General features: G+C 48.6%; 18 protein-coding genes. 5 read left to right on the top strand and 13 right to left on the bottom strand.

Translation table 11 applies throughout. The annotated features are described in order from the left end of the window. Positions 1-13 precede the first annotated feature (13 nt). Positions 14-508, bottom strand: a complete 495-nt coding sequence (locus OIR97_RS14990) for a MarR family winged helix-turn-helix transcriptional regulator (protein ID WP_169543049.1) — start codon at positions 506-508, stop codon at positions 14-16. A 103-nt stretch (positions 509-611) separates the two neighbouring features. On the opposite strand from OIR97_RS14990, the gene OIR97_RS14985 reads away from it, so the two are divergent. Together OIR97_RS14985 and OIR97_RS14980 are read left to right on the top strand one after the other, a co-directional pair. After that, positions 612-1,496, top strand: a complete 885-nt coding sequence (locus OIR97_RS14985; protein WP_169543048.1) for a branched-chain amino acid aminotransferase — start codon at positions 612-614, stop codon at positions 1,494-1,496. Between the two features lie 182 nt (positions 1,497-1,678). Beyond that, positions 1,679-3,121, top strand: a complete 1,443-nt coding sequence (locus tag OIR97_RS14980; RefSeq protein WP_169543047.1) for an SEL1-like repeat protein — start codon at positions 1,679-1,681, stop codon at positions 3,119-3,121. A 33-nt stretch (positions 3,122-3,154) separates the two neighbouring features. Here OIR97_RS14980 and OIR97_RS14975 read toward each other — a convergent pair whose 3' ends face one another. The 10 genes from OIR97_RS14975 to OIR97_RS14930 form a co-directional block, all read right to left on the bottom strand. Continuing rightward, positions 3,155-3,604 (bottom strand): molybdenum cofactor biosynthesis protein MoaE, encoded by a 450-nt coding sequence (locus tag OIR97_RS14975; RefSeq protein ID WP_169543046.1) that lies wholly within the window; start codon positions 3,602-3,604, stop codon positions 3,155-3,157. A 2-nt stretch (positions 3,605-3,606) separates the two neighbouring features. Next, positions 3,607-3,858 carry a molybdopterin converting factor subunit 1 gene (moaD, locus tag OIR97_RS14970; RefSeq protein ID WP_169543045.1) on the bottom strand — a complete coding sequence of 84 codons (252 nt, stop codon included), beginning with the start codon at positions 3,856-3,858 and terminating at the stop codon, positions 3,607-3,609. Next, positions 3,855-5,108, bottom strand: a complete 1,254-nt coding sequence (moeA, locus tag OIR97_RS14965; protein WP_169543044.1) for a molybdopterin molybdotransferase MoeA — start codon at positions 5,106-5,108, stop codon at positions 3,855-3,857. The genes moaD and moeA overlap by 4 nt, the downstream gene beginning before the upstream one ends. A 3-nt stretch (positions 5,109-5,111) precedes the next feature. Continuing rightward, complete coding sequence (gene mobB / locus OIR97_RS14960; protein ID WP_169543043.1) at positions 5,112-5,612, bottom strand: molybdopterin-guanine dinucleotide biosynthesis protein B; 501 nt, start codon at positions 5,610-5,612, stop codon at positions 5,112-5,114. Beyond that, the gene (gene pgsA / locus OIR97_RS14955) at positions 5,609-6,181 is read right to left on the bottom strand and encodes a CDP-diacylglycerol--glycerol-3-phosphate 3-phosphatidyltransferase (RefSeq protein ID WP_169543042.1); all 573 of its coding nucleotides are present in this window, start codon (positions 6,179-6,181) and stop codon (positions 5,609-5,611) included. The genes mobB and pgsA overlap by 4 nt, the downstream gene beginning before the upstream one ends. Before the next feature lie 82 nt (positions 6,182-6,263). Next, complete coding sequence (uvrC, locus tag OIR97_RS14950; RefSeq protein WP_169544289.1) at positions 6,264-8,162, bottom strand: excinuclease ABC subunit UvrC; 1,899 nt, start codon at positions 8,160-8,162, stop codon at positions 6,264-6,266. Between the two features lie 405 nt (positions 8,163-8,567). Beyond that, entirely contained in the window at positions 8,568-8,990 is a 423-nt protein-coding gene (gene folB, locus OIR97_RS14945; RefSeq protein WP_169543041.1) for a dihydroneopterin aldolase, read from the bottom strand. 4 nt (positions 8,991-8,994) lie between these two features. Then, positions 8,995-9,735 (bottom strand): SDR family oxidoreductase, encoded by a 741-nt coding sequence (locus OIR97_RS14940; RefSeq protein ID WP_169543040.1) that lies wholly within the window; start codon positions 9,733-9,735, stop codon positions 8,995-8,997. 51 nt (positions 9,736-9,786) lie between these two features. Continuing rightward, positions 9,787-10,764: a calcium/sodium antiporter gene (locus OIR97_RS14935; protein ID WP_169543039.1), complete on the bottom strand. Its 978-nt coding sequence runs from the start codon at positions 10,762-10,764 to the stop codon at positions 9,787-9,789. Positions 10,765-10,933: 169 nt separating this feature from the next. Beyond that, complete coding sequence (locus tag OIR97_RS14930; RefSeq protein WP_169543038.1) at positions 10,934-11,857, bottom strand: TraB/GumN family protein; 924 nt, start codon at positions 11,855-11,857, stop codon at positions 10,934-10,936. Between the two features lie 140 nt (positions 11,858-11,997). On the opposite strand from OIR97_RS14930, the gene OIR97_RS14925 reads away from it, so the two are divergent. Next, complete coding sequence (locus OIR97_RS14925) at positions 11,998-12,456, top strand: SRPBCC family protein (RefSeq protein WP_169543037.1); 459 nt, start codon at positions 11,998-12,000, stop codon at positions 12,454-12,456. 19 nt (positions 12,457-12,475) lie between these two features. Here the strand turns inward: OIR97_RS14925 and uvrB are convergent, their stop codons facing one another. After that, complete coding sequence (gene uvrB / locus OIR97_RS14920) at positions 12,476-14,641, bottom strand: excinuclease ABC subunit UvrB (protein WP_169543036.1); 2,166 nt, start codon at positions 14,639-14,641, stop codon at positions 12,476-12,478. A gap of 159 nt (positions 14,642-14,800) precedes the next feature. After that, the gene (locus OIR97_RS14915) at positions 14,801-15,028 is read right to left on the bottom strand and encodes a DUF1127 domain-containing protein (protein ID WP_169543035.1); all 228 of its coding nucleotides are present in this window, start codon (positions 15,026-15,028) and stop codon (positions 14,801-14,803) included. A gap of 150 nt (positions 15,029-15,178) precedes the next feature. On the opposite strand from OIR97_RS14915, the gene OIR97_RS14910 reads away from it, so the two are divergent. Beyond that, on the top strand, positions 15,179-16,105 hold the full coding sequence (locus OIR97_RS14910; protein ID WP_169543034.1) for a transcriptional regulator GcvA: 927 nt from the start codon (positions 15,179-15,181) through the stop codon (positions 16,103-16,105). A gap of 176 nt (positions 16,106-16,281) precedes the next feature. Continuing rightward, a complete protein-coding gene (locus OIR97_RS14905; protein ID WP_169543033.1) occupies positions 16,282-17,484 on the top strand; it encodes a pyridoxal phosphate-dependent aminotransferase in 1,203 nt (400 codons plus the stop codon). Positions 17,485-17,535 lie beyond the last annotated feature (51 nt).

The following is a 17,535-nucleotide window of genomic DNA, read 5'->3' as shown; positions in this document are numbered from 1 at the left end:
GACATCCGTAACCTTATTTTTTCTGTATTCGTTTCAGTGCCTGTTCGCGATCGTCTTCATCAATCAGGCCTTCCAGGACTTTCCGATACCCGGCGACCGCATCGCCTCCAGCCTCTCGAAATGCTTTGGCGACCTGTTTCTGTTGAACCGCACTGATTTTCTGTTCCAGTTTTTTACCTTCCTCCGTCAGGTAGAGAAGCCGTTGACGTCGATCGGTAACCCCAGGTTTTTGATGAATAAACTCTCTTTCAACAAGCGCGTTCAAAACCCTGCTTAGACTTTGCTTGGTGATACGCAGGATATCCAGAAGTTCGGATACCGTGATTCCGGGGTTGCTGCCCACGAAATGGATAACGCGGTGATGGGCTCGCCCAAAATTATAGTCTTTAAGAATCTCATCAGGACCTGCCGTAAAGTCGCGATACGCGAAAAAAAGCAGTTCTGCACATTGTCTGAGTTCTTCTTCCCTCAAAAATAAAGGGTTTGTTCCAGATTTTACGTCAGTCATGTTGACTTATTTTTCTCATAATGTTACCAAAACCGAATTCGATGAGTAATAATCGAACAATTAATGCTATAAAACGATATATTATAACTCAAGGTGTATAAAAATGGATACCACCTCCTTTGCCGAACGGGACGGCTTTATCTGGTTTAACGGAGAATTGGTCGATTGGCGAGATGCCAATGTCCACGTCCTCACTCATGGACTGCATTATGCCAGTAGTGTGTTTGAAGGGGAACGGGTCTATGACGGTGAAATTTTTAAATTAACTGAACATAGCGAACGCTTGATCAAATCTGCAAATATTCTGGGTTTTGATCTTGGCTTGACGGTTGATGAAATTAATCAGGCCTGCCTTGATACAATGCACGCCAATAACATTGTGGACGGATACTTGCGGCCTGTTGCATGGCGCGGATCTGAAATGATGGGTGTTTCGGCACAGCAGAATAAAATCAACTTTGCTGTCGCGGCGTGGGTATGGCCTAGCTATTTTGATCCGGAAGCGCGGATGAAAGGGATCCGTCTGCAGATTTCTGATTGGCGCAGGCCGTCACCAGATACCATTCCAACACAGTCCAAGGCGGCGGGTCTTTACATGATCTGTACATTGAGCAAGCATAAAGCAGAATCTGACGGATTTGATGATGCGGTGATGCTGGATTATCGGGGTCGCATTGCAGAGGCAACCGGCGCAAATATTTTCTTCACCAAAGATGGTGTTTTGCATACCCCTACACCTGATTGTTTTCTAGATGGGATTACTCGGCGCACCGTGATTGATCTTGCGAAAGCAAGGGGGATTGAAGTCGTCGAACGGATCATCATGCCTGAAGAAATGGCTGATTTTGAAGAATGTTTCTTGACCGGCACGGCCGCGGAAGTAACCCCCGTTGGGGCAATCAATGATTATAAATTCACACCGGGTACAATTTGTCAGACCTTGATCGAAGACTACGAAAACTGTGTTCGTCGAAAAGTGCCCGCATAATCATACCGCTACGACATTTTGAAAGCCGCTGACTTTGTGCAGCGGCTTTTTTGTTGGCGGTTTGATTTTCCTTTATAATAACGTGCAATCACGGTATGCATGGGAAGCGGTCATCTGGGCCGCAACTTGGACATATGGAATGCGTAACCTTTTAAGGTTCGCGGAGGCGCACGGGAAAGATAATGAAGCGAGTTGGATTTGTTGTAGGGTTAGCTCTTCTCACAGCTGGACAGGCATGGGCGGATTTTCAGTCAGGTTTGGACGCTTATAACAAAAACAATTTTTCTCTGGCTGTAGAACTCTGGTCCAATGAGGCGTCTCAAGGCGATCTCAATTCACAATATAATTTGGGACTGCTGTTTGAAAAAGGTGTTGAGGGTTTTCCTAAGGACCTAAGTGCAGCCTATGGCTGGTACCGTCTGGCCGCCGCTCAAGGAGCGCCGCAAGCAGAACAAGCCATTTCCCGGATCAAACCGATTATGACCGCCGGTCAAATCGATGCAGGTAACGAACAGGCAATACAGATCTTCGGCAAATGGTTCCGGAAAAATATTGGTCGGAGTGAGGCCGAGTATCAGGCCGCTAAAGCGAAACTGGAAGCGGACCGAAAAGCCCAGTTGGAGGTCGAGCGTAAAGCCTCGGCTGCACGGGCACAGCGCCAGAGAGATTTAGCAGAACAACGTAAAGCAGATGCACAACTGGCGGACCAGTTAGAGCGCGAAAGCAGGCAGGCCGCAATTAAAGCTGCGCAGGAAAAGGCAGAAGAAACCAAAAGACGCGCCTTGATTGAGCAGCGCCGCCGTGAAGAAGAGGAACGCCTTGCGGCGTTGCAGGCTGAACAGGATAAGCAGCGTCAAATGAACGACGCGCGTGCACGCCTTGCCGAGTTACAGGCAAAAAGCAATGGGGGCGCGGTTGTTGTCCCTCAGGCTTCCCCCACCCAGCCTGTTGCAGGCCAGTCTTCAGCCACAGTGGCCGCCGCCCAGCCAACGGTTCAAACCAGTCCTGCCGCTACAACGGCGCGTAGCCAGCCTGTCGCCAAAGCGGCCCCGACACCAGCTATTGAAGCTGCACCGAGCCAGAGCCTTGCGAGTAAAACAAACGCCGCCTCGGACACAACTATGTCCGCGCCGGTGCAAACGCAACCCGTTGTAAAGACGCCAACCGTTGCCACGCAATCCACACAAGCACCAACTATAAAGAATATTCCTGCTAAGGCCCCCGCAGTAAAAGCAGCAACGCCGACACAGGCAACGCTGACACAGGCAACGAAAGTTCCTGCCGCGAAGACGACTGCATCGAAACAGGCTTCTGTGGTCGCCAAGGCGGCCTCGCCGAAAGTTTCTGTACCCGTTCTTACAAATGGATTAGATGCGGCGGTGATTACCGAGATTGTTGCCGCTGCAAACCGGGTTCCGCTTGATACACCGGCAGCGAAAGCCGAAATTTCCAAGGGCCGGACTGATATTGAGGCCCTTAAATGGTCTTTGATTTCTGCCGCTCGCGGCAAGGGAAGTGCAAAAAAGATGAACGCTATTCTTGTTCAAAGCATGAGCCCGGTGCAGATAGCAGAAGCCAATCGTTTGGCAGCGGAGTGGATTAGCAAGCGTCAAAAACGGCAATAAAACGCTCTGGAATACCGATGAAACAGCGTTCTGTTACTTCCAGCGGTCGGCTGCTGTATGATCACTTTGTCGTTCGCTGACCCAGTCTTCTGTTCCATCTTCGCCGGCTTCAAGTTTCCAAAACGGCGCCTTCGTTTTAAGCCAATCCATTAGGAACTGTGCGGCATCAAAAGCATCCTGACGGTGTTTGGAGGCTGTCAGGACAAGAACGATGGGTTCGGCAAGCTCCATTTTTCCATAGCGGTGGACAAGGATGCATTCCTGAAGATCCCAGCGACTGCGTGCTTCGGTCTCGATCTTCTCTAATTCTCGTTCCGTCATTCCCGGATAGTGTTCCAGAGTGAGCGTGCGAACGGCCGCCCCTTCATTAAAATCACGCACCAGACCGGTAAATGTCACAACAGCCCCAATATCGGTTCTATTTTCTACCGCTTTTCTTAGAATTTCTCCGGTATCAAAAATATCATGTTGGACAATGACCATTTCTATCCTCCTGTAACGGGGGGAAAGAACGCGATTTCAGAAGCATCTGCCAAAGGAATATCCGTTGTCACATATTCCTGATCAACAGCGATGCGAATGACATCCAGATCATCAAAGACTTCGGCAAAAGCGGGACCGCGCGATTTCAGGTGATCGACCAGTTGATAAAGTGTCGTGACGTCAGAGGGCAGAGTGATGGTTTCCTCAGCCATACCAAGTTTGCTTCTAAGCCATGCAAAATACAAAATTTTCATTTAAATAACTCCGTAAACGGATAGAAGCGTATCATATTGCCAGGCTCCACCCTGTTCACATCTTCTCCAAGTTCGATCAAGCCGTTGGCCCATGTTAGAGACGAAATGATACCGGATCCATCTTGGGAATATTTGTCAATAACAGGTTCGTTCTGTTCGTTTATCCGGTAGCGTCCCCGCAACCATTCTGTCCGTCCGGGCTTTTTATCCATAAGAAAGCTGCTTTTGCCAAATACCGGTAATGCCGCATCCTTCATGTTCAGTCCCGAGAGGCCTGTGATAAGGGGGCGAACAAATTGCAGGGCACAGACGAGGGCTGCTACGGGATTTCCCGGGAGGCCCACAAAGGCCGCGCTTTTGACCTGACCCATGGCAAGAGGGCGTCCGGGTTTTATGGCAATCCGCCAAAAGTGGAGATTGCCCGTCGCTTCTACGGCGGCCTTGACGTGATCTTCGTCACCCATCGAGACGCCGCCCGACGTCAGAATTAAATCACACTCATCCGCAGCTTTGGCAAGCGCGTCTTTGACCGTGGCAAGTTTGTCTTCCAGTATGCCGTAATCCTGAATACAGCAACCGTAATTCTCGAGGAGGGTTCGGATCATGAAGCGGTTTGTGTCAAAAATAGAGCCGGGCTTATGAGCATCGCCTGGATTGCACAATTCGTCGCCTGTTGAAAAAAGGCCAACCTTCAATTTTGTGTAAACCGGTATTTCGCATTTCCCGATCGAGGCCAGCTGACCCAGTTCCTGTGGCCTCAAACGTGTGCCGGCCTTGAGTATCAGGCTCCCTTTTTTAAGGTCTTCCCCTGCTTTTCTGTGGTTCGCCCCGTCTTTCAAGCCTTCAGGGAAGAAGACCTTTTGGCCGTGAACGGTTACATCCTCGACCATCGCAATCGTATTGCATCCAGCAGGTAGCAGGGCACCCGTAAAAATCTGGATACATTCCCCTTTTTGAACAGAACCCGAGAAGGGAGCGCCAGCGGCGCTTCTTCCAACACACACCAGGGTTTTGCTGTCTTGGTAACTGGCAAATGAAAATGCATAGCCGTCAACTGCTGAATTCCCTGCTGGTGGGACATCCATATTTGCGATGATGTCTTCGCCCAGAATTCTGAAACCCGCCTTGTCGATCGAAACTTGTTCAATGTCAGCGCATGTATTTGCGACCTTGGCAATCTGTTCCCGCGCCTGATCTACAGAGATCATATCAGCTGAGTTTGCAAAGCAGTCATTGGGCAGGCGAGGCATTATTCAGGCCCTTGTCATGAATTTTTGTATGATAAATTCTGCAACGGCCGCCTCATCGTTTAGATCCAGAAGAGGGAGATCCGTTTTTAACGTGTCACTATCTGTTGCAACAGCAACGACGGTATCATCATTCAGGTGAAGAGGCGGCGCGTCGCTTTCCTCTCTCCAGACTTCGATTTTCGGAAAATTCTCAGATTTGAAGCCTTCAACCAGCAAAATATCAACAGGAGTCATTTGGGCAATCAGGCTTACCATGTCGGCTTCCTGACCATCCCGGTTTTCATGCATGAGAGCCCAACGGTTTGACGACGAAATCAAAACCTCCGTTGCCCCGGCTTCCCTGTGCCGAAAAGAGTCTTTCCCCGGCTTATCGATGTCAAAATGATGATGGGCATGTTTGAGCGTTGAGACGCTATAGCCCTTTGACATGAGAGAAGGGATCAGTCGTTCAAGTAGTGTGGTTTTACCGTTTCCACTCCATCCGGAAATGCCAATTATTTTCATTGACCATCCTCGTCACGTTCAATCATGTGTTTTAATCCAAGGTTCAGATAATCATACCCCGTCCAAACGGTCAAAATACCGGCAATCCATAAAAGAATTTCTCCGGTCAGCAAGGCGTCGAAATCCTCTTGCACGGCGGGTCCACCTAAAAGAAAGCACAGGGCCAAAATCTGAGAAGCCGTTTTCCATTTGGCCAGTTTGCTAACAGGCATGCCCACACGCAGTTCAGCCAGATATTCACGCAAACCAGAAACCATAATCTCCCGGCAAAGAATAATCACAGCGGGGATCAGGGCCAAACCAGCAATACGGTCGACCCCTACAAGAAATAATAAAACGGCAGCGACAAGAAGTTTGTCGGCAACCGGATCCAAAAAACGACCAAGGTTGGACGTCTGGCGGTTTCTGCGTGCAAAATAGCCGTCGAAGAAATCGGTAATACCTGCCGCAATAAAAAGGACAAGCGGGACCCAGCTTGATGCCTTACCCGGAAGATAAAAGGCCGCAAGTAAAAGCGGAATAACAACTATTCTGGATAAGGTCAGAATGTTGGGAAGACTAAACAACATATCCGAATTATCCTGACATATGTTGACGGTGTTGAATTGGCGTCAGTATAAGGACAGGCTGCTCGGAATTAAAGGCCGCAATTCATCTTTCTTCATGGAAAAAATCAAAGATGGATTGTGCCAGTGCCGAGGATATCCCTTCGACGCCTTCCAAGTCGGCAAGGGCCGCCCCTTCGACGCCCTTTGCAGAGCCAAATCTGTTCAGTAAAGCCTTTTTGCGTTTGCCGCCGATCCCCGGAATTTCATCCAATGGTGATTTACCAATTGCCTTAGATCGTTTTGCCCGATGTGTCGTGATGGCAAAATGATGTACTTCGTCACGCAAACGTTGAAGAAAATATAGAGTAGGGTCCTTTTCAGGTAGGGAGAAAGGGGCTTTTCCTTCCATGAAAAACCGTTCTCGCCCGGCATTTCGGTCAGGTCCTTTTGCAATGCCGACCAAAGTCACGTCTTTTATTTGTCGTTCTTTAAATACATCCAGTGCGGCGCTTAATTGCCCTTGACCGCCGTCGATTAAAACGAGATCGGGCCATTGCTCACGGGAGCCGGATCCTTCCCCAATTTTGTCGGGATCTTCTTTTTGCAAACGGGTAAAGCGTCGCGTCAGGACTTCACGCATCATTCCATAATCGTCACCCGGCGCGAGATCAGCATTCTTAATGTTGAATTTTCGATAGGCTTTTTTAACAAAACCTTCCTCGCCCGCAACCACCATGCCGCCCACCTGATGGGTGCCGGAAATGTGGCTATTGTCGTAAACCTCAATTCGTTTGGGAGGATGTGGCATTTCGAATAACTCACCAACTGCCTGCAGGTGTTTTTTCTGAGACGCGTTTTCGGCCATTTTTCGGGAGAGAGCCCCTTTCGCATTGAAAATCGCATGATCCAGCATTTCCTTTTTCTCGCCCCGCTTCGGTGTTGAAATGGAAATTTTCTTTTCTGCCGCAATGGATAACGCCTCCTCAAGCAGGCTGCTCTCCTCCAACTCATGGCTCACCCAAATATTTTTTGGCGCGGGTCTGCTATCATAGAACTGGCTCAAAAAGGCGCTGATAACATCAGCGGGTGTGGCCTCTTTGGTATGGGATGGATAATGCGCCCTGTTGCCCAGATTCTGTCCGGAACGAATGAAAAAGATCTGAACGCAGGTTTGCCCACCCTCCTGATGGGCCGCGACAACATCGACTTCGTCAACATTGCTTAGATTTATGGTTTGCTTGGACTGGATATGCGCCATTGCCTTCAGGCGATCTCGAAGTACGGCGGCCTGTTCGAAGTCCAGATTGTCACTTGCCTGCTGCATTTTATCTGCAAGTTGTTGCTGAATGGTATGGCTTTTGCCCGAAAGGAAGGCTCTGGCTTCGGCAACGACGACGTCATAGTCTTCATGTGAAATACGATCAACGCACGGGGCGGAACATCTTTTGATTTGATATTGCAGACAGGGACGCGTCCGGGACTGGAAGTCAGAATCTGTACAGGATCTGAGTGGGAACAGGCGTTGAAATGTTGCCAGTGTTTCGTTGACCGCGCCTGCAGACGCAAACGGTCCAAAATATTCGCCCTTGCGAGACCGGCTTCCGCGATGCTTGGTGATTTGGGGCCATTCGTGATCGCCCGTGATCAGGATATAGGGAAACGATTTGTCGTCGCGCAAAATGATATTATAGCGCGGCTTTAGTTTTTTGATCAGGTTGGCTTCAAGGAGAAGGGCTTCCACTTCTGTATGGGTGGAGACAAACTCCATGGCATGGGTGAGAGACACCATGCGCAAAATGCGCGATGATTGACCGTTGGATTTTGTATAGCTTGTTACCCGGTTTTTGAGGTTCTTGGCTTTGCCGACATACAGGATTTGATCATCGGCATCGATCATTCGGTACACCCCGGGAGACGAGGGGAGTGTCTTCAAAAACTTCTGGATGACCTTTGCGCCTCTTTGGAACGGCGATTCGAGATTTCCAAGCTTTGATTCTTCCATTTTCTGACTACTTTTTGTCTTCACTTTGGAGGGCTTTCCGAACGATAACCCTGAATAAAATGCCCTAAACCCCTTAAAGAAAACAAACATTAGAGTTCGAATTCTACCTGCAGGTTAACTGTTTTACAGTTTTTTTACACTATCCACCGAAGTTGTGGATAACTTTGTGTGTAACCTGATGACATCGTGCTGTATCTCACTCTATACCTAGGGTTTCAACTCATTGCCTATTTTTTGTGCAATTATCTAAGCTGTTGTTTTTGTTAATATTTATTGTTGTCAAGACCGCCTGAGCCTGTTCCTTCAATATTTTTTTTTAAAATCAACATTTTTTAGCATTGCTTTTTTTTGCTGTGCACAACTGCGATGATGGATAATCAACGAATCGCGAATTTCGAGGTATTTTCAGCGATTTAGGTGCTTTGACCGGTTAATTTCGATGCCGACGCTGGCCGTGTTTGCAACTGCCGTCAGTTTTTCGACTTTGACCTTGGCATTAATGACACGCTGATGTTCAAGGCAGATGTCTGCAACGCCTTCAGCAAGTGTCTCAACCAGGTTGATATGTTCTTTCAAGGCATAGGCATGGATGGCTTTTGCCAGCGTCTCGTAGCAGACAACATTGTGATAGTCATCGTTCATCGGGCCCAAATGGTCGGTCACGGTGAGGTCCACATTCAGTCGGACTGGTTGGGTTATACCCTGCTCATGTTCGTAAACACCAATTTGCATGTCGATCAGGTAGTCACGGATGAATATCTGGTGTGTTCTTTCTGCTGGTTCTACTCGCGGAAGGGCACTGATTTTACTGGGTTCAATCTGGGTCATTCGCCTAATCCTCTTCCGCGCGGGAGGTGGGCAGATGTTGCCCGCCATCCATCATAATAATATCGCCAGTAATGGACGGGCTGTTCACTAAAAACAAGACCCCATCGGCGATTTCGTCTGGTGTGGGACCATACTCTAGCGGGACAGCTTCGCACTGCTGTTTAAATTTCGCCGCTGACTGTCTTTTATTAGCCAGTGTCGGCCCCGGCCCAATGGCATTAACCCGTATTGTGGGCGCAAGTTCCATCGCGGAGGTTTGCGTGAGTGTCCATAACGCAGATTTAGCCAATGTATAGGATAAAAAGCCCGGTCTCAAATTCTGTACGCGCTGGTCAATGATGTTAACAATATTCCCTGTGCCGTCTTTTATCTGCGCGGCAAAGGCTTTTGTTAAAAGGACCGGTGCGGTTAGGTTGACTGCCAGATGGGCATGGTAACTGCTTTCTGTGATCGTCGCCAAGTCATCATGTTCAAACAGCGAGGCGTTATTGACCAATGCTGTAATGGGCCCAAGCTGTTCGTTTGCCATGCCCATGATGAATTGTGGTGCATCGAAGGAGGTTAAATCCCCCTGGATCGGGATGGCTTTCTGGCCAAGATCTTCAATTGTCCGAACGAGATCGGCGGCCTGGGCTTCTGAACGATGGTAATGAAGGGCAATATTCCAACCGGCTTTAGCGAGGCGGATTGCAATAGCGCGTCCGATACGTTGACTGCTTCCCGTTATAAGAACATTTTTTTCCATGACCGGAGGCTGTCCTTCTTTTGCGTGCGCCTGTTCCAAATGTTGGTTTGATTATGACATCATCGCGACAGAATGAACACCCGACATCCCCAGAAACTGAGCTGAAATGTAGGCAAGATACGCGATGCAGAAAACAGCTCCGAGGACCCGACCGACAGGTTTTCGTGTCCAGAAGATGAAGATCAGGCTTGCCGAAGTGAGAAGCATGATGTTGAGGTCAAAATGGAGGATCTGAGACGGGGCTTCCATGGGCTTGATGATCGCCGTGGCACCGATGATGCCTGTGATATTAAACAGGTTAGAGCCAAGAACATTTCCGATAGCCACATCTCCATGCCGGCGAAAAGCTGCTATCAGGGATGTTGCCAGTTCGGGTAGGGACGTTCCCAAAGCAACAAGTGTCAGGCCGATAATTTCTTCTGAAACACCTGCCGCGGTTGCGATCATAACGGCACCATCGACGAGCAAGCGGGAGCCCGCAACCAAACCAATCAAACCGATGAAGATGAACAGAAAGCTCATCCATTTGCTTTTCGGCATGTTCTCTTCGTATTCTTCAAGCGCGTCATCCGCGCTGTCTTCGCCTGTCTCCTTGGCTCTGCGATAGGCAAGAAAAATGACGAACGCCAGCGCCGCGACCAATATGGCGCCTTGCCAGAATCCGATAAAGCCGGTCCACGCAAGTATTGCGAACAAGATTGATCCGCCGATCATTATGATGCTGTCGCGCATCGCGGATTGGTTGTCGCAGGCCAAAGGGTAGATGAGGGCAGGAACGCCAAGGACCAACAGAACGTTGGCGATATTGCTTCCGACAACGTTACCAAAGGCGATGCCGGGCGCCCCTTCCAGCGCTGCATTAATACAGACAACCAGTTCAGGCGCGGATGTGCCAAAGGCGACAATTGTAAAACCAATAATGAGCTTGGAAATGCCAAATTGTTCTGCAAGGGCAACAGCACCCCGTACAAGAAGTTCACCACAAATGAGCAAAATGACCAATCCAGCCGCTACTTGGAGATACATCATACAGGATATCTACCTTCTTGGCGGTTCATGTGGTGCCCTTTACAACGCTTGATACAATACGAATTTGATTGGTGATATATAGACATGCCTTTTAGGCAGTAAAAGGGGGAAAGCCAACAAATTTGGAAATAGTGGTAAAAATGTGCATGGGAAAGCACACTAATTAGCATCAATATACTCGGGTTACTGCATAGCCTTCTTTTTGCAGCATTGAAAGAATCCCCTTTTCTCCCGGCATATGCAAGGCGCCAACGGCGATAAAAGTACCGCCTCTTGGCAAGATATTTTTGATGCGTTTGACCATTGTAACATTGCGATCAACAAGCAGTGTTCGGCGAATGAAATCATTAAGGGCGCGGCTGCTTCCTTTCATTTGGTTGATCATCCGGCAATAAATCCAACCCGTTTTGCCCCTGATATAATAATCCGTCATACGGCTCAACTCTTCCTCCAGGGTTACATGGTCCTGAATTGCCTCATCCAGAATTTCGATTTGTAGGTTCTCAGGCTGATCAGCAAATAAGGAAAGCTGCTCCGTTATGGTTTCCAGAGACAAAACCTGCTTCTTTTGCAAGCGGGCCATTTTTTCCAGTTCTTTGTCCAGATACTTTATTTCGTTGTTTGAACCTTTGATTTTTTCCGGCGGTTGTCCGACGATTGTTGCCGCGGCCCAAATCTCCATTTTATCAAGCAGCTCTGGTGGAATTTTGTAACCGATCATTATCTGTTCGAGCTGGGAAAAGCGGCTGGCGCCAATGGTTCTTTTGAGGCTATAAGGCGGTTTCCGAAACATCATACTCATGCTTTTCTGGGGATTGCTATCTGCCAGCGAAATCTCGACAACGAGGGTATTGACTGCATTGAAGGCCTGTAAAATCAGGCCCGGCATTTGCATGATCTTTGGGTCACCAGAATGCATCGTTCCAAAGGCATAGCTTTTTGGTAAACCGGGTTTGGTTATCGAAAAGAGCCGTCCATTACCAAAGGGAATTTCGGTGCAGTTTTCGGGCTCAGTATACCGCGCATGGGAGGCATCTGAAACGATGATCCCGATAAAGATTACAAGAAAGCCGAGCAACCAAGATTTCCGCATTATGCGCCCTTTGTTAAGTTGGTGTTTCCATCACAAGTGAGAAGAAACCCGAAATTTTCTTGAATTTAACGGGGTAACCATACACCATGAAATCAAAACTAAGGACTGCGCCACAAAAAGAAACATAAAAAGGAAGCGGCATGGCAGAAAAAATTACATCCCATTTTTCCCATGAGATTATCATTGATGCGCCTGCGGGAGCGGTTCTGGATTATGTTTCTAATCCAAATTCATGGCCGGAATGGATTGCAGCCTCTCACGAAATGGACAGCCCGGACCGGCCACTAGAAGAGGGCGACACATTTATTGAGCAATGGCAAACCCGAACAGGGCCAGCTCAATTAAGGTGGAAAGTGACAAAACGGGAGCATCCGTATGTGTGGAAATGCGAAACCAGCACACCTTTCACAGGACCAATTCTAATTACCTATAAGGTGGTGTCGTTGGATGATGGCCGTAGCCTCTATACGCGCATTGTATCCAACCCTGATCGTCCAAAACCGATAACAGAAGCGGCCAACAAAGCCATGAATGAAGAGGCGGCTTTATCGCTTGCCAACATCAAAGCCAATGTAGAAGCCCGGCAGGCCCAGAAGTAACAGGAAAAGACGGATGGGCTTATTTCCGTTTTCCGCTACTTGAGCGGCCGCCAAGGATGTGACCGCTGCCTGATTTTCCGGCCCGTGAACGGCCTTGCGGTTTTCCGCTGCGCGGTGCACCGATACCAAGTTCTCTGTCTTGCAGTTTCTTGATTTCATCTCGAAGACGGGCGGCTTCTTCAAATTCAAGATCAGCTGCCGCCGTTTTCATCTTTTTCTCGAGTTCTTCAATATGCGCCGACAGGTTATGGCCCACCATATTGTTTTTGTCTTCAAGGCCAATATCCAAATCATGGTGGTCCTGCTCGTAAACGCTTTCCATGATGTCGCCAATATTTTTGCGGACAGATTGCGGGGTAATGCCGTGTTCAGCATTATAGGCTTCCTGTTTGTCTTTACGGCGTTTGGTTTCGCTTAGGGCGCGCTCCATGCTGCCTGTCATTTTGTCCGCATAGAGGATAACACGGCCGTCAACATGTCGGGCTGCCCGTCCTATTGTTTGGATAAGCGAAGTTTCTGACCGCAGGAATCCTTCTTTATCGGCGTCCAATATTGCAACCAATGCACATTCCGGAATGTCCAGACCCTCCCGGAGCAGATTAATGCCAACAAGAACATCAAACGCGCCAAGCCTCAGGTCACGGATAATCTCGATGCGCTCCAGGGTATCAATGTCTGAATGCAGATACCGTACCTTAATCCCGTTTTCATGAAAATATTCGGTCAGGTCTTCGGCCATTTTCTTGGTGAGGGTCGTGACCAGTACGCGCTCCCCTTTTTTGGCGCATTCGTGGCATTCCGCCATCAGGTCGTCAACCTGACTTTCGACAGGGCGGATAAAGCAGTCAGGATCGGTTAGCCCGGTCGGCCGAATTACCTGTTCTGCATAGGTGCCGCCGGTACGTTCAAGTTCCCATTTTCCAGGCGTGGCGGAGACAAAAATTGACTGGGGGCGCATCAGGTCCCATTCTTCGAATTTAAGAGGCCGGTTATCCTTGCAGGAAGGTAATCTGAAACCATACTCGGACAATGTTGATTTGCGCCGGGCATCGCCTTTATACATTGCGCCGATTTGACTGACGGTAACATGACTTTCATCCACCATGATCATGGCGTTGTCCGGAAGATATTCGAAAAGTGTGGGGGGCGGATCTCCAGGGTTGCGGCCTGAAAGGTAGCGGGAGTAATTTTCAATGCCGGCGCACGCACCGGTGGCTTCCATCATCTCCAGATCGAAGGTGGTACGCTGTTCAAGCCGTTGCGCTTCCAATAGTTTGTTTTGCTCTTCAAACTCAGCCAGTCGTTCTTTTAGTTCAGCCCGAATTTTCTGTTGCGCCTGACGCAATGTCGGTTTTGGCGTGACATAGTGGCTATTCGCGTAAATACGGATTTCATCCAGCTTTCCGGTTTTTTCTCCGGTAAGGGGGTCAAATTCGGTGATACTTTCAAGCTCATCGCCAAATAGGGATAACCGCCAGGCACGATCTTCCAGGTGGGCTGGAAAAATTTCGACGGTGTCGCCACGCACCCGAAATGTACCGCGCGTAAAGCTGGCGTCGTTTCTGCGATACTGTATTTCGACAAGTCTTTTTAACAGGTCCTGTCTGTTCAGCATTTCTCCCTTTTTGATAGTGAGGGTCATTTCACTATAGGTCTCTACGGACCCGATACCGTATATGCAGGAAACCGAGGCAACGATAATAACATCATCCCGCTCCAGCAGAGCCCGCGTTGCTGAATGTCGAAGCCGGTCAATCTGTTCGTTTACGGATGCATCTTTTTCGATATAGGTGTCTGTGCGCGGGACATAGGCCTCTGGCTGGTAGTAGTCGTAGTAAGAGACAAAATATTCGACAGCATTATTGGGAAAAAACGACTTCATTTCGCCATATAGCTGAGCGGCCAGTGTTTTGTTGTGTGCGAGAATAAGCGTAGGACGTTGAACCTTTTCAATCACCTTAGCCATTGTAAAGGTTTTTCCTGACCCTGTAACACCAAGCAGAACCTGATCTTTGTCAAGCTCTTCAATGCCCGTGACCAGTTCGCCTATGGCTTTTGGCTGATCGCCTGCGGGTTCATATTCCGAGACGACTTCAAAGGGAATGCCGCCCTGCGTTTTTTCAGGTCGTTCCGGACGGTGAGGGAGAAAGGTCTCTGATGTTGCAGTTTTGTTCTCGTTTTCCATGGGCTGTATATAAGCCGAGATTGGTCAATTGCCAATTCAAAAGAGCAGTGGAACAAAAATTAAATTGTAAAATATATGGAGAGGAAAGGCTGGGTGCCATCCGGAGAAACTAAAAGACAGGAAGGAATTTTAAGTTGGCTCCAGATGGCTTGGGAAATCTTAGTTTTGCCAGAAGTATTTGCTTGTTTCTTTTGAAACTTCTTCAAATGACAATCCCATGTCGTTCAAATTTTCTTCAGTAAGGGCGGCGAGCTGATAACGCATTGAAGCACGCTCTTGCCATCCGATAACTGTTCGTGTCAAAGCTGCAAGTGGTCCAGACTTCTGGGCCTTTGAGTCGAAACCGAAATTGTTGGAATGCCCGGCGTATAGTGTTTTCATTGACATAATGATGGCTCCTTTCTTACAGTTTGATGGAGCGATGAGAAAAAACTCTGTGCTTTTTCGATGATCTGTATATGGAATAAAAAAAGGTTGGTTTCAAACGATACTTTCTAATAGTCTTTGTTAGAAATTCTAATCTGAAAGGGAAGGCCAATGCGGTTGCCGCCTCTAAATGCATTGCGGGCGTTTGAGTCTGCAGCCAAATATCTAAGCTTTTCAAAGGCCGCCGACGAACTGTCTGTTACCCCGGCAGCCATCAGTCATCAGATAAAAGCCTTGGAAGAATGGCTGGGGTTTCCTCTTTTTAGAAGAATGAACCGTAATGTGATTTTGACGGACGAGGGACAGTCCTATGTCGTCGGCATTCGAGAAGGCTTGTTTGCGATTAACGATGCAACTGAAAAACTGATGAAACAGGAGGTGTCCGGAGCACTGACCGTCAGTACATTGCCGTCCTTTGCCGCCCGATGGCTTTTGCCACGCATCGGAAGATTTCGGGAATTGCATCCGGATATTGATGTGATGATTTCTGCGACCGATATAATTACGGATTTCTCCAAGGACCCTGTCGATCTGGTTATCCGGTATGGCAGCGGAAACTATCCGGGGCTGCATGTTGAAAAATTATTGACCGAAGATAGCCTGTTTCCGGTTTGCAGTCCGAGCCTGCTGGAAGGAAAGCATCCGCTGAACACGCCTGAAGATCTTGTACATCATAATCTGTTACATGATGATTTGCGGGTTGATTGGGAAACCTGGCTTTACGCTGCGAATGTAAAAGGGGTCGACCCTCGCAAGGGGTTGAGTTTTAATGATTCGTCTATGGTGCTGACAGCGGCGATAACGGGACAAGGGGTTGCGCTGGGCCGCAGTACGTTGGCAGCCGACCTTTTGGCATCGGGGGTTCTGGTCAAACCTTTTGAGCAGGAGTTGAAAGCGGGACATGCCTATTTCGTTGTCTGCCCGCAAGATATGGTTGAACGACCACGCATTGTCGCGTTCCGTGACTGGCTTATGTCAGAGGCGGCGACAGATCCGGGACGCTTCATGTCAACACCAGACGAACTGTCTGAGATTTGATCTTTTCTTCGGTGAGAGTGACTAACCGGTTACAGTTCACGACAGTTTTAACGAAAAGTGCAATTATCTGGGGTCTGTCTCGGCTTAATCGTTGAAACCTTCCCTCGACAGGCGTAGCTTGGCCAAGGCTATGGGAGCCATTGTGAATTTCACACTTAAAATTGAGAGAAAAGGTTATGTCTATCATTGCGGAAAGTCTGGGGCGAATTAAACCATCCCCGACAATTGCTGTTACAACCAAAGCAGCAGAATTACGAGCAGCTGGTCGCGACGTTATTGGTCTTGGCGCAGGTGAGCCTGATTTTGATACGCCGGACAATATTAAAACGGCCGGAAAAACCGCAATTGATGAAGGCAAAACGAAATACACAGCGGTCGACGGTATTCCTGAACTGAAGCAGGCAATCTGCGCAAAATTCAAGCGCGAGAATGGACTGGATTACGAGCCTTCACAGGTTACTGTTGGCAGTGGCGGAAAGCAGATTATTTACAATGCCATGGTAGCGACGCTAAATCCTGGCGATGAAGTCCTTATTCCTGCGCCTTATTGGGTTTCATACCCAGATATGGTCCTTCTGGGCGGTGGTGAACCGGTTTTTGTAGAAACAACCGTTGAAAACAGCTTTAAAATGAAGGCTGCTGATCTTGAAGCGGCGATCACACCAAAAACCAAATGGCTGATCTTTAACTCACCCAGCAATCCATCCGGTGCGGGATATACAGCAGAAGAGCTAAAAGAGCTGACAGACGTTCTTGTGCGTCATCCGCATGTATGGATCCTGACGGACGATATGTACGAGCATCTGGTCTATGATGATTTTAAGTTCGTGACACCAGCTCAGGTGGAGCCAAAGCTGTATGATCGGACGCTGACAATGAACGGCGTTTCCAAAGCTTATTCAATGACCGGTTGGCGGATTGGCTATGCTGCTGGACCGCAAGTCCTGATCAAGGCGATGGCCAAGGTTCAGTCACAAAGTACATCAAACCCTTGTTCGATCAGTCAATATGCGTCGGTTGAAGCGTTGAACGGCCCGCAGGATTTCCTTGCCAGTCGCGCAAAAGTTTTTGAGGAACGTCGCAATCTGGTTGTCGACATGCTGAATGCGGCTGAGGGTATTCTGTGTCCTATGCCCGAAGGTGCCTTCTACGTTTATCCGTCGGTTGCAGGCTGTATTGGTAAGAAAACACCGTCTGGCAAGGTCATCGAAAATGATCTGGATTTTGTAAGTGAATTGCTGGAAGCCGAAGGCGTCGCCGTTGTGCATGGTGAAGCGTTTGGTCTGTCTCCTTATTTCCGGGCTTCTTATGCAACTTCAACAGAGGCATTGACAGAAGCCTGTACCCGTATACAAAAATTCTGCGCAAGTCTGGTTTAAGCAACCCGATTTAATCGAAGTTTAAAAGGCAGCCATTGATTCGGCTGCCTT

Source organism: Sneathiella aquimaris (assembly GCF_026409565.1).
GTDB classification, from domain to species: Bacteria; Pseudomonadota; Alphaproteobacteria; order Sneathiellales; family Sneathiellaceae; genus Sneathiella; species Sneathiella aquimaris.
This window is presented reverse-complemented; position numbering and strand designations above follow the sequence as displayed.

Bases quoted from the DNA above. Each gene is read 5' to 3' on its own strand.
- uvrC (WP_169544289.1), bottom strand. From the start codon at position 8,162: ATGGAAGAATCAAAGCTTGGAAATCTCGAATCGCCGTTCCAAAGAGGC.
- pgsA (WP_169543042.1), bottom strand. From the start codon at position 6,181: ATGTTGTTTAGTCTTCCCAACATTCTGACCTTATCCAGAATAGTTGTT.
- uvrB (WP_169543036.1), bottom strand. From the start codon at position 14,641: ATGGAAAACGAGAACAAAACTGCAACATCAGAGACCTTTCTCCCTCAC.
- OIR97_RS14935 (WP_169543039.1), bottom strand. From the start codon at position 10,764: ATGATGTATCTCCAAGTAGCGGCTGGATTGGTCATTTTGCTCATTTGT.
- OIR97_RS14940 (WP_169543040.1), bottom strand. From the start codon at position 9,735: ATGGAAAAAAATGTTCTTATAACGGGAAGCAGTCAACGTATCGGACGC.
- folB (WP_169543041.1), bottom strand. From the start codon at position 8,990: ATGACCCAGATTGAACCCAGTAAAATCAGTGCCCTTCCGCGAGTAGAA.
- mobB (WP_169543043.1), bottom strand. From the start codon at position 5,612: ATGAAAATAATTGGCATTTCCGGATGGAGTGGAAACGGTAAAACCACA.
- moeA (WP_169543044.1), bottom strand. From the start codon at position 5,108: ATGCCTCGCCTGCCCAATGACTGCTTTGCAAACTCAGCTGATATGATC.
- OIR97_RS14930 (WP_169543038.1), bottom strand. From the start codon at position 11,857: ATGCGGAAATCTTGGTTGCTCGGCTTTCTTGTAATCTTTATCGGGATC.
- OIR97_RS14980 (WP_169543047.1), top strand. From the start codon at position 1,679: ATGAAGCGAGTTGGATTTGTTGTAGGGTTAGCTCTTCTCACAGCTGGA.
- moaD (WP_169543045.1), bottom strand. From the start codon at position 3,858: ATGAAAATTTTGTATTTTGCATGGCTTAGAAGCAAACTTGGTATGGCT.
- OIR97_RS14925 (WP_169543037.1), top strand. From the start codon at position 11,998: ATGGCAGAAAAAATTACATCCCATTTTTCCCATGAGATTATCATTGAT.
- OIR97_RS14990 (WP_169543049.1), bottom strand. From the start codon at position 508: ATGACTGACGTAAAATCTGGAACAAACCCTTTATTTTTGAGGGAAGAA.
- OIR97_RS14975 (WP_169543046.1), bottom strand. From the start codon at position 3,604: ATGGTCATTGTCCAACATGATATTTTTGATACCGGAGAAATTCTAAGA.
- OIR97_RS14905 (WP_169543033.1), top strand. From the start codon at position 16,282: ATGTCTATCATTGCGGAAAGTCTGGGGCGAATTAAACCATCCCCGACA.
- OIR97_RS14915 (WP_169543035.1), bottom strand. From the start codon at position 15,028: ATGTCAATGAAAACACTATACGCCGGGCATTCCAACAATTTCGGTTTC.
- OIR97_RS14910 (WP_169543034.1), top strand. From the start codon at position 15,179: ATGCGGTTGCCGCCTCTAAATGCATTGCGGGCGTTTGAGTCTGCAGCC.
- OIR97_RS14985 (WP_169543048.1), top strand. From the start codon at position 612: ATGGATACCACCTCCTTTGCCGAACGGGACGGCTTTATCTGGTTTAAC.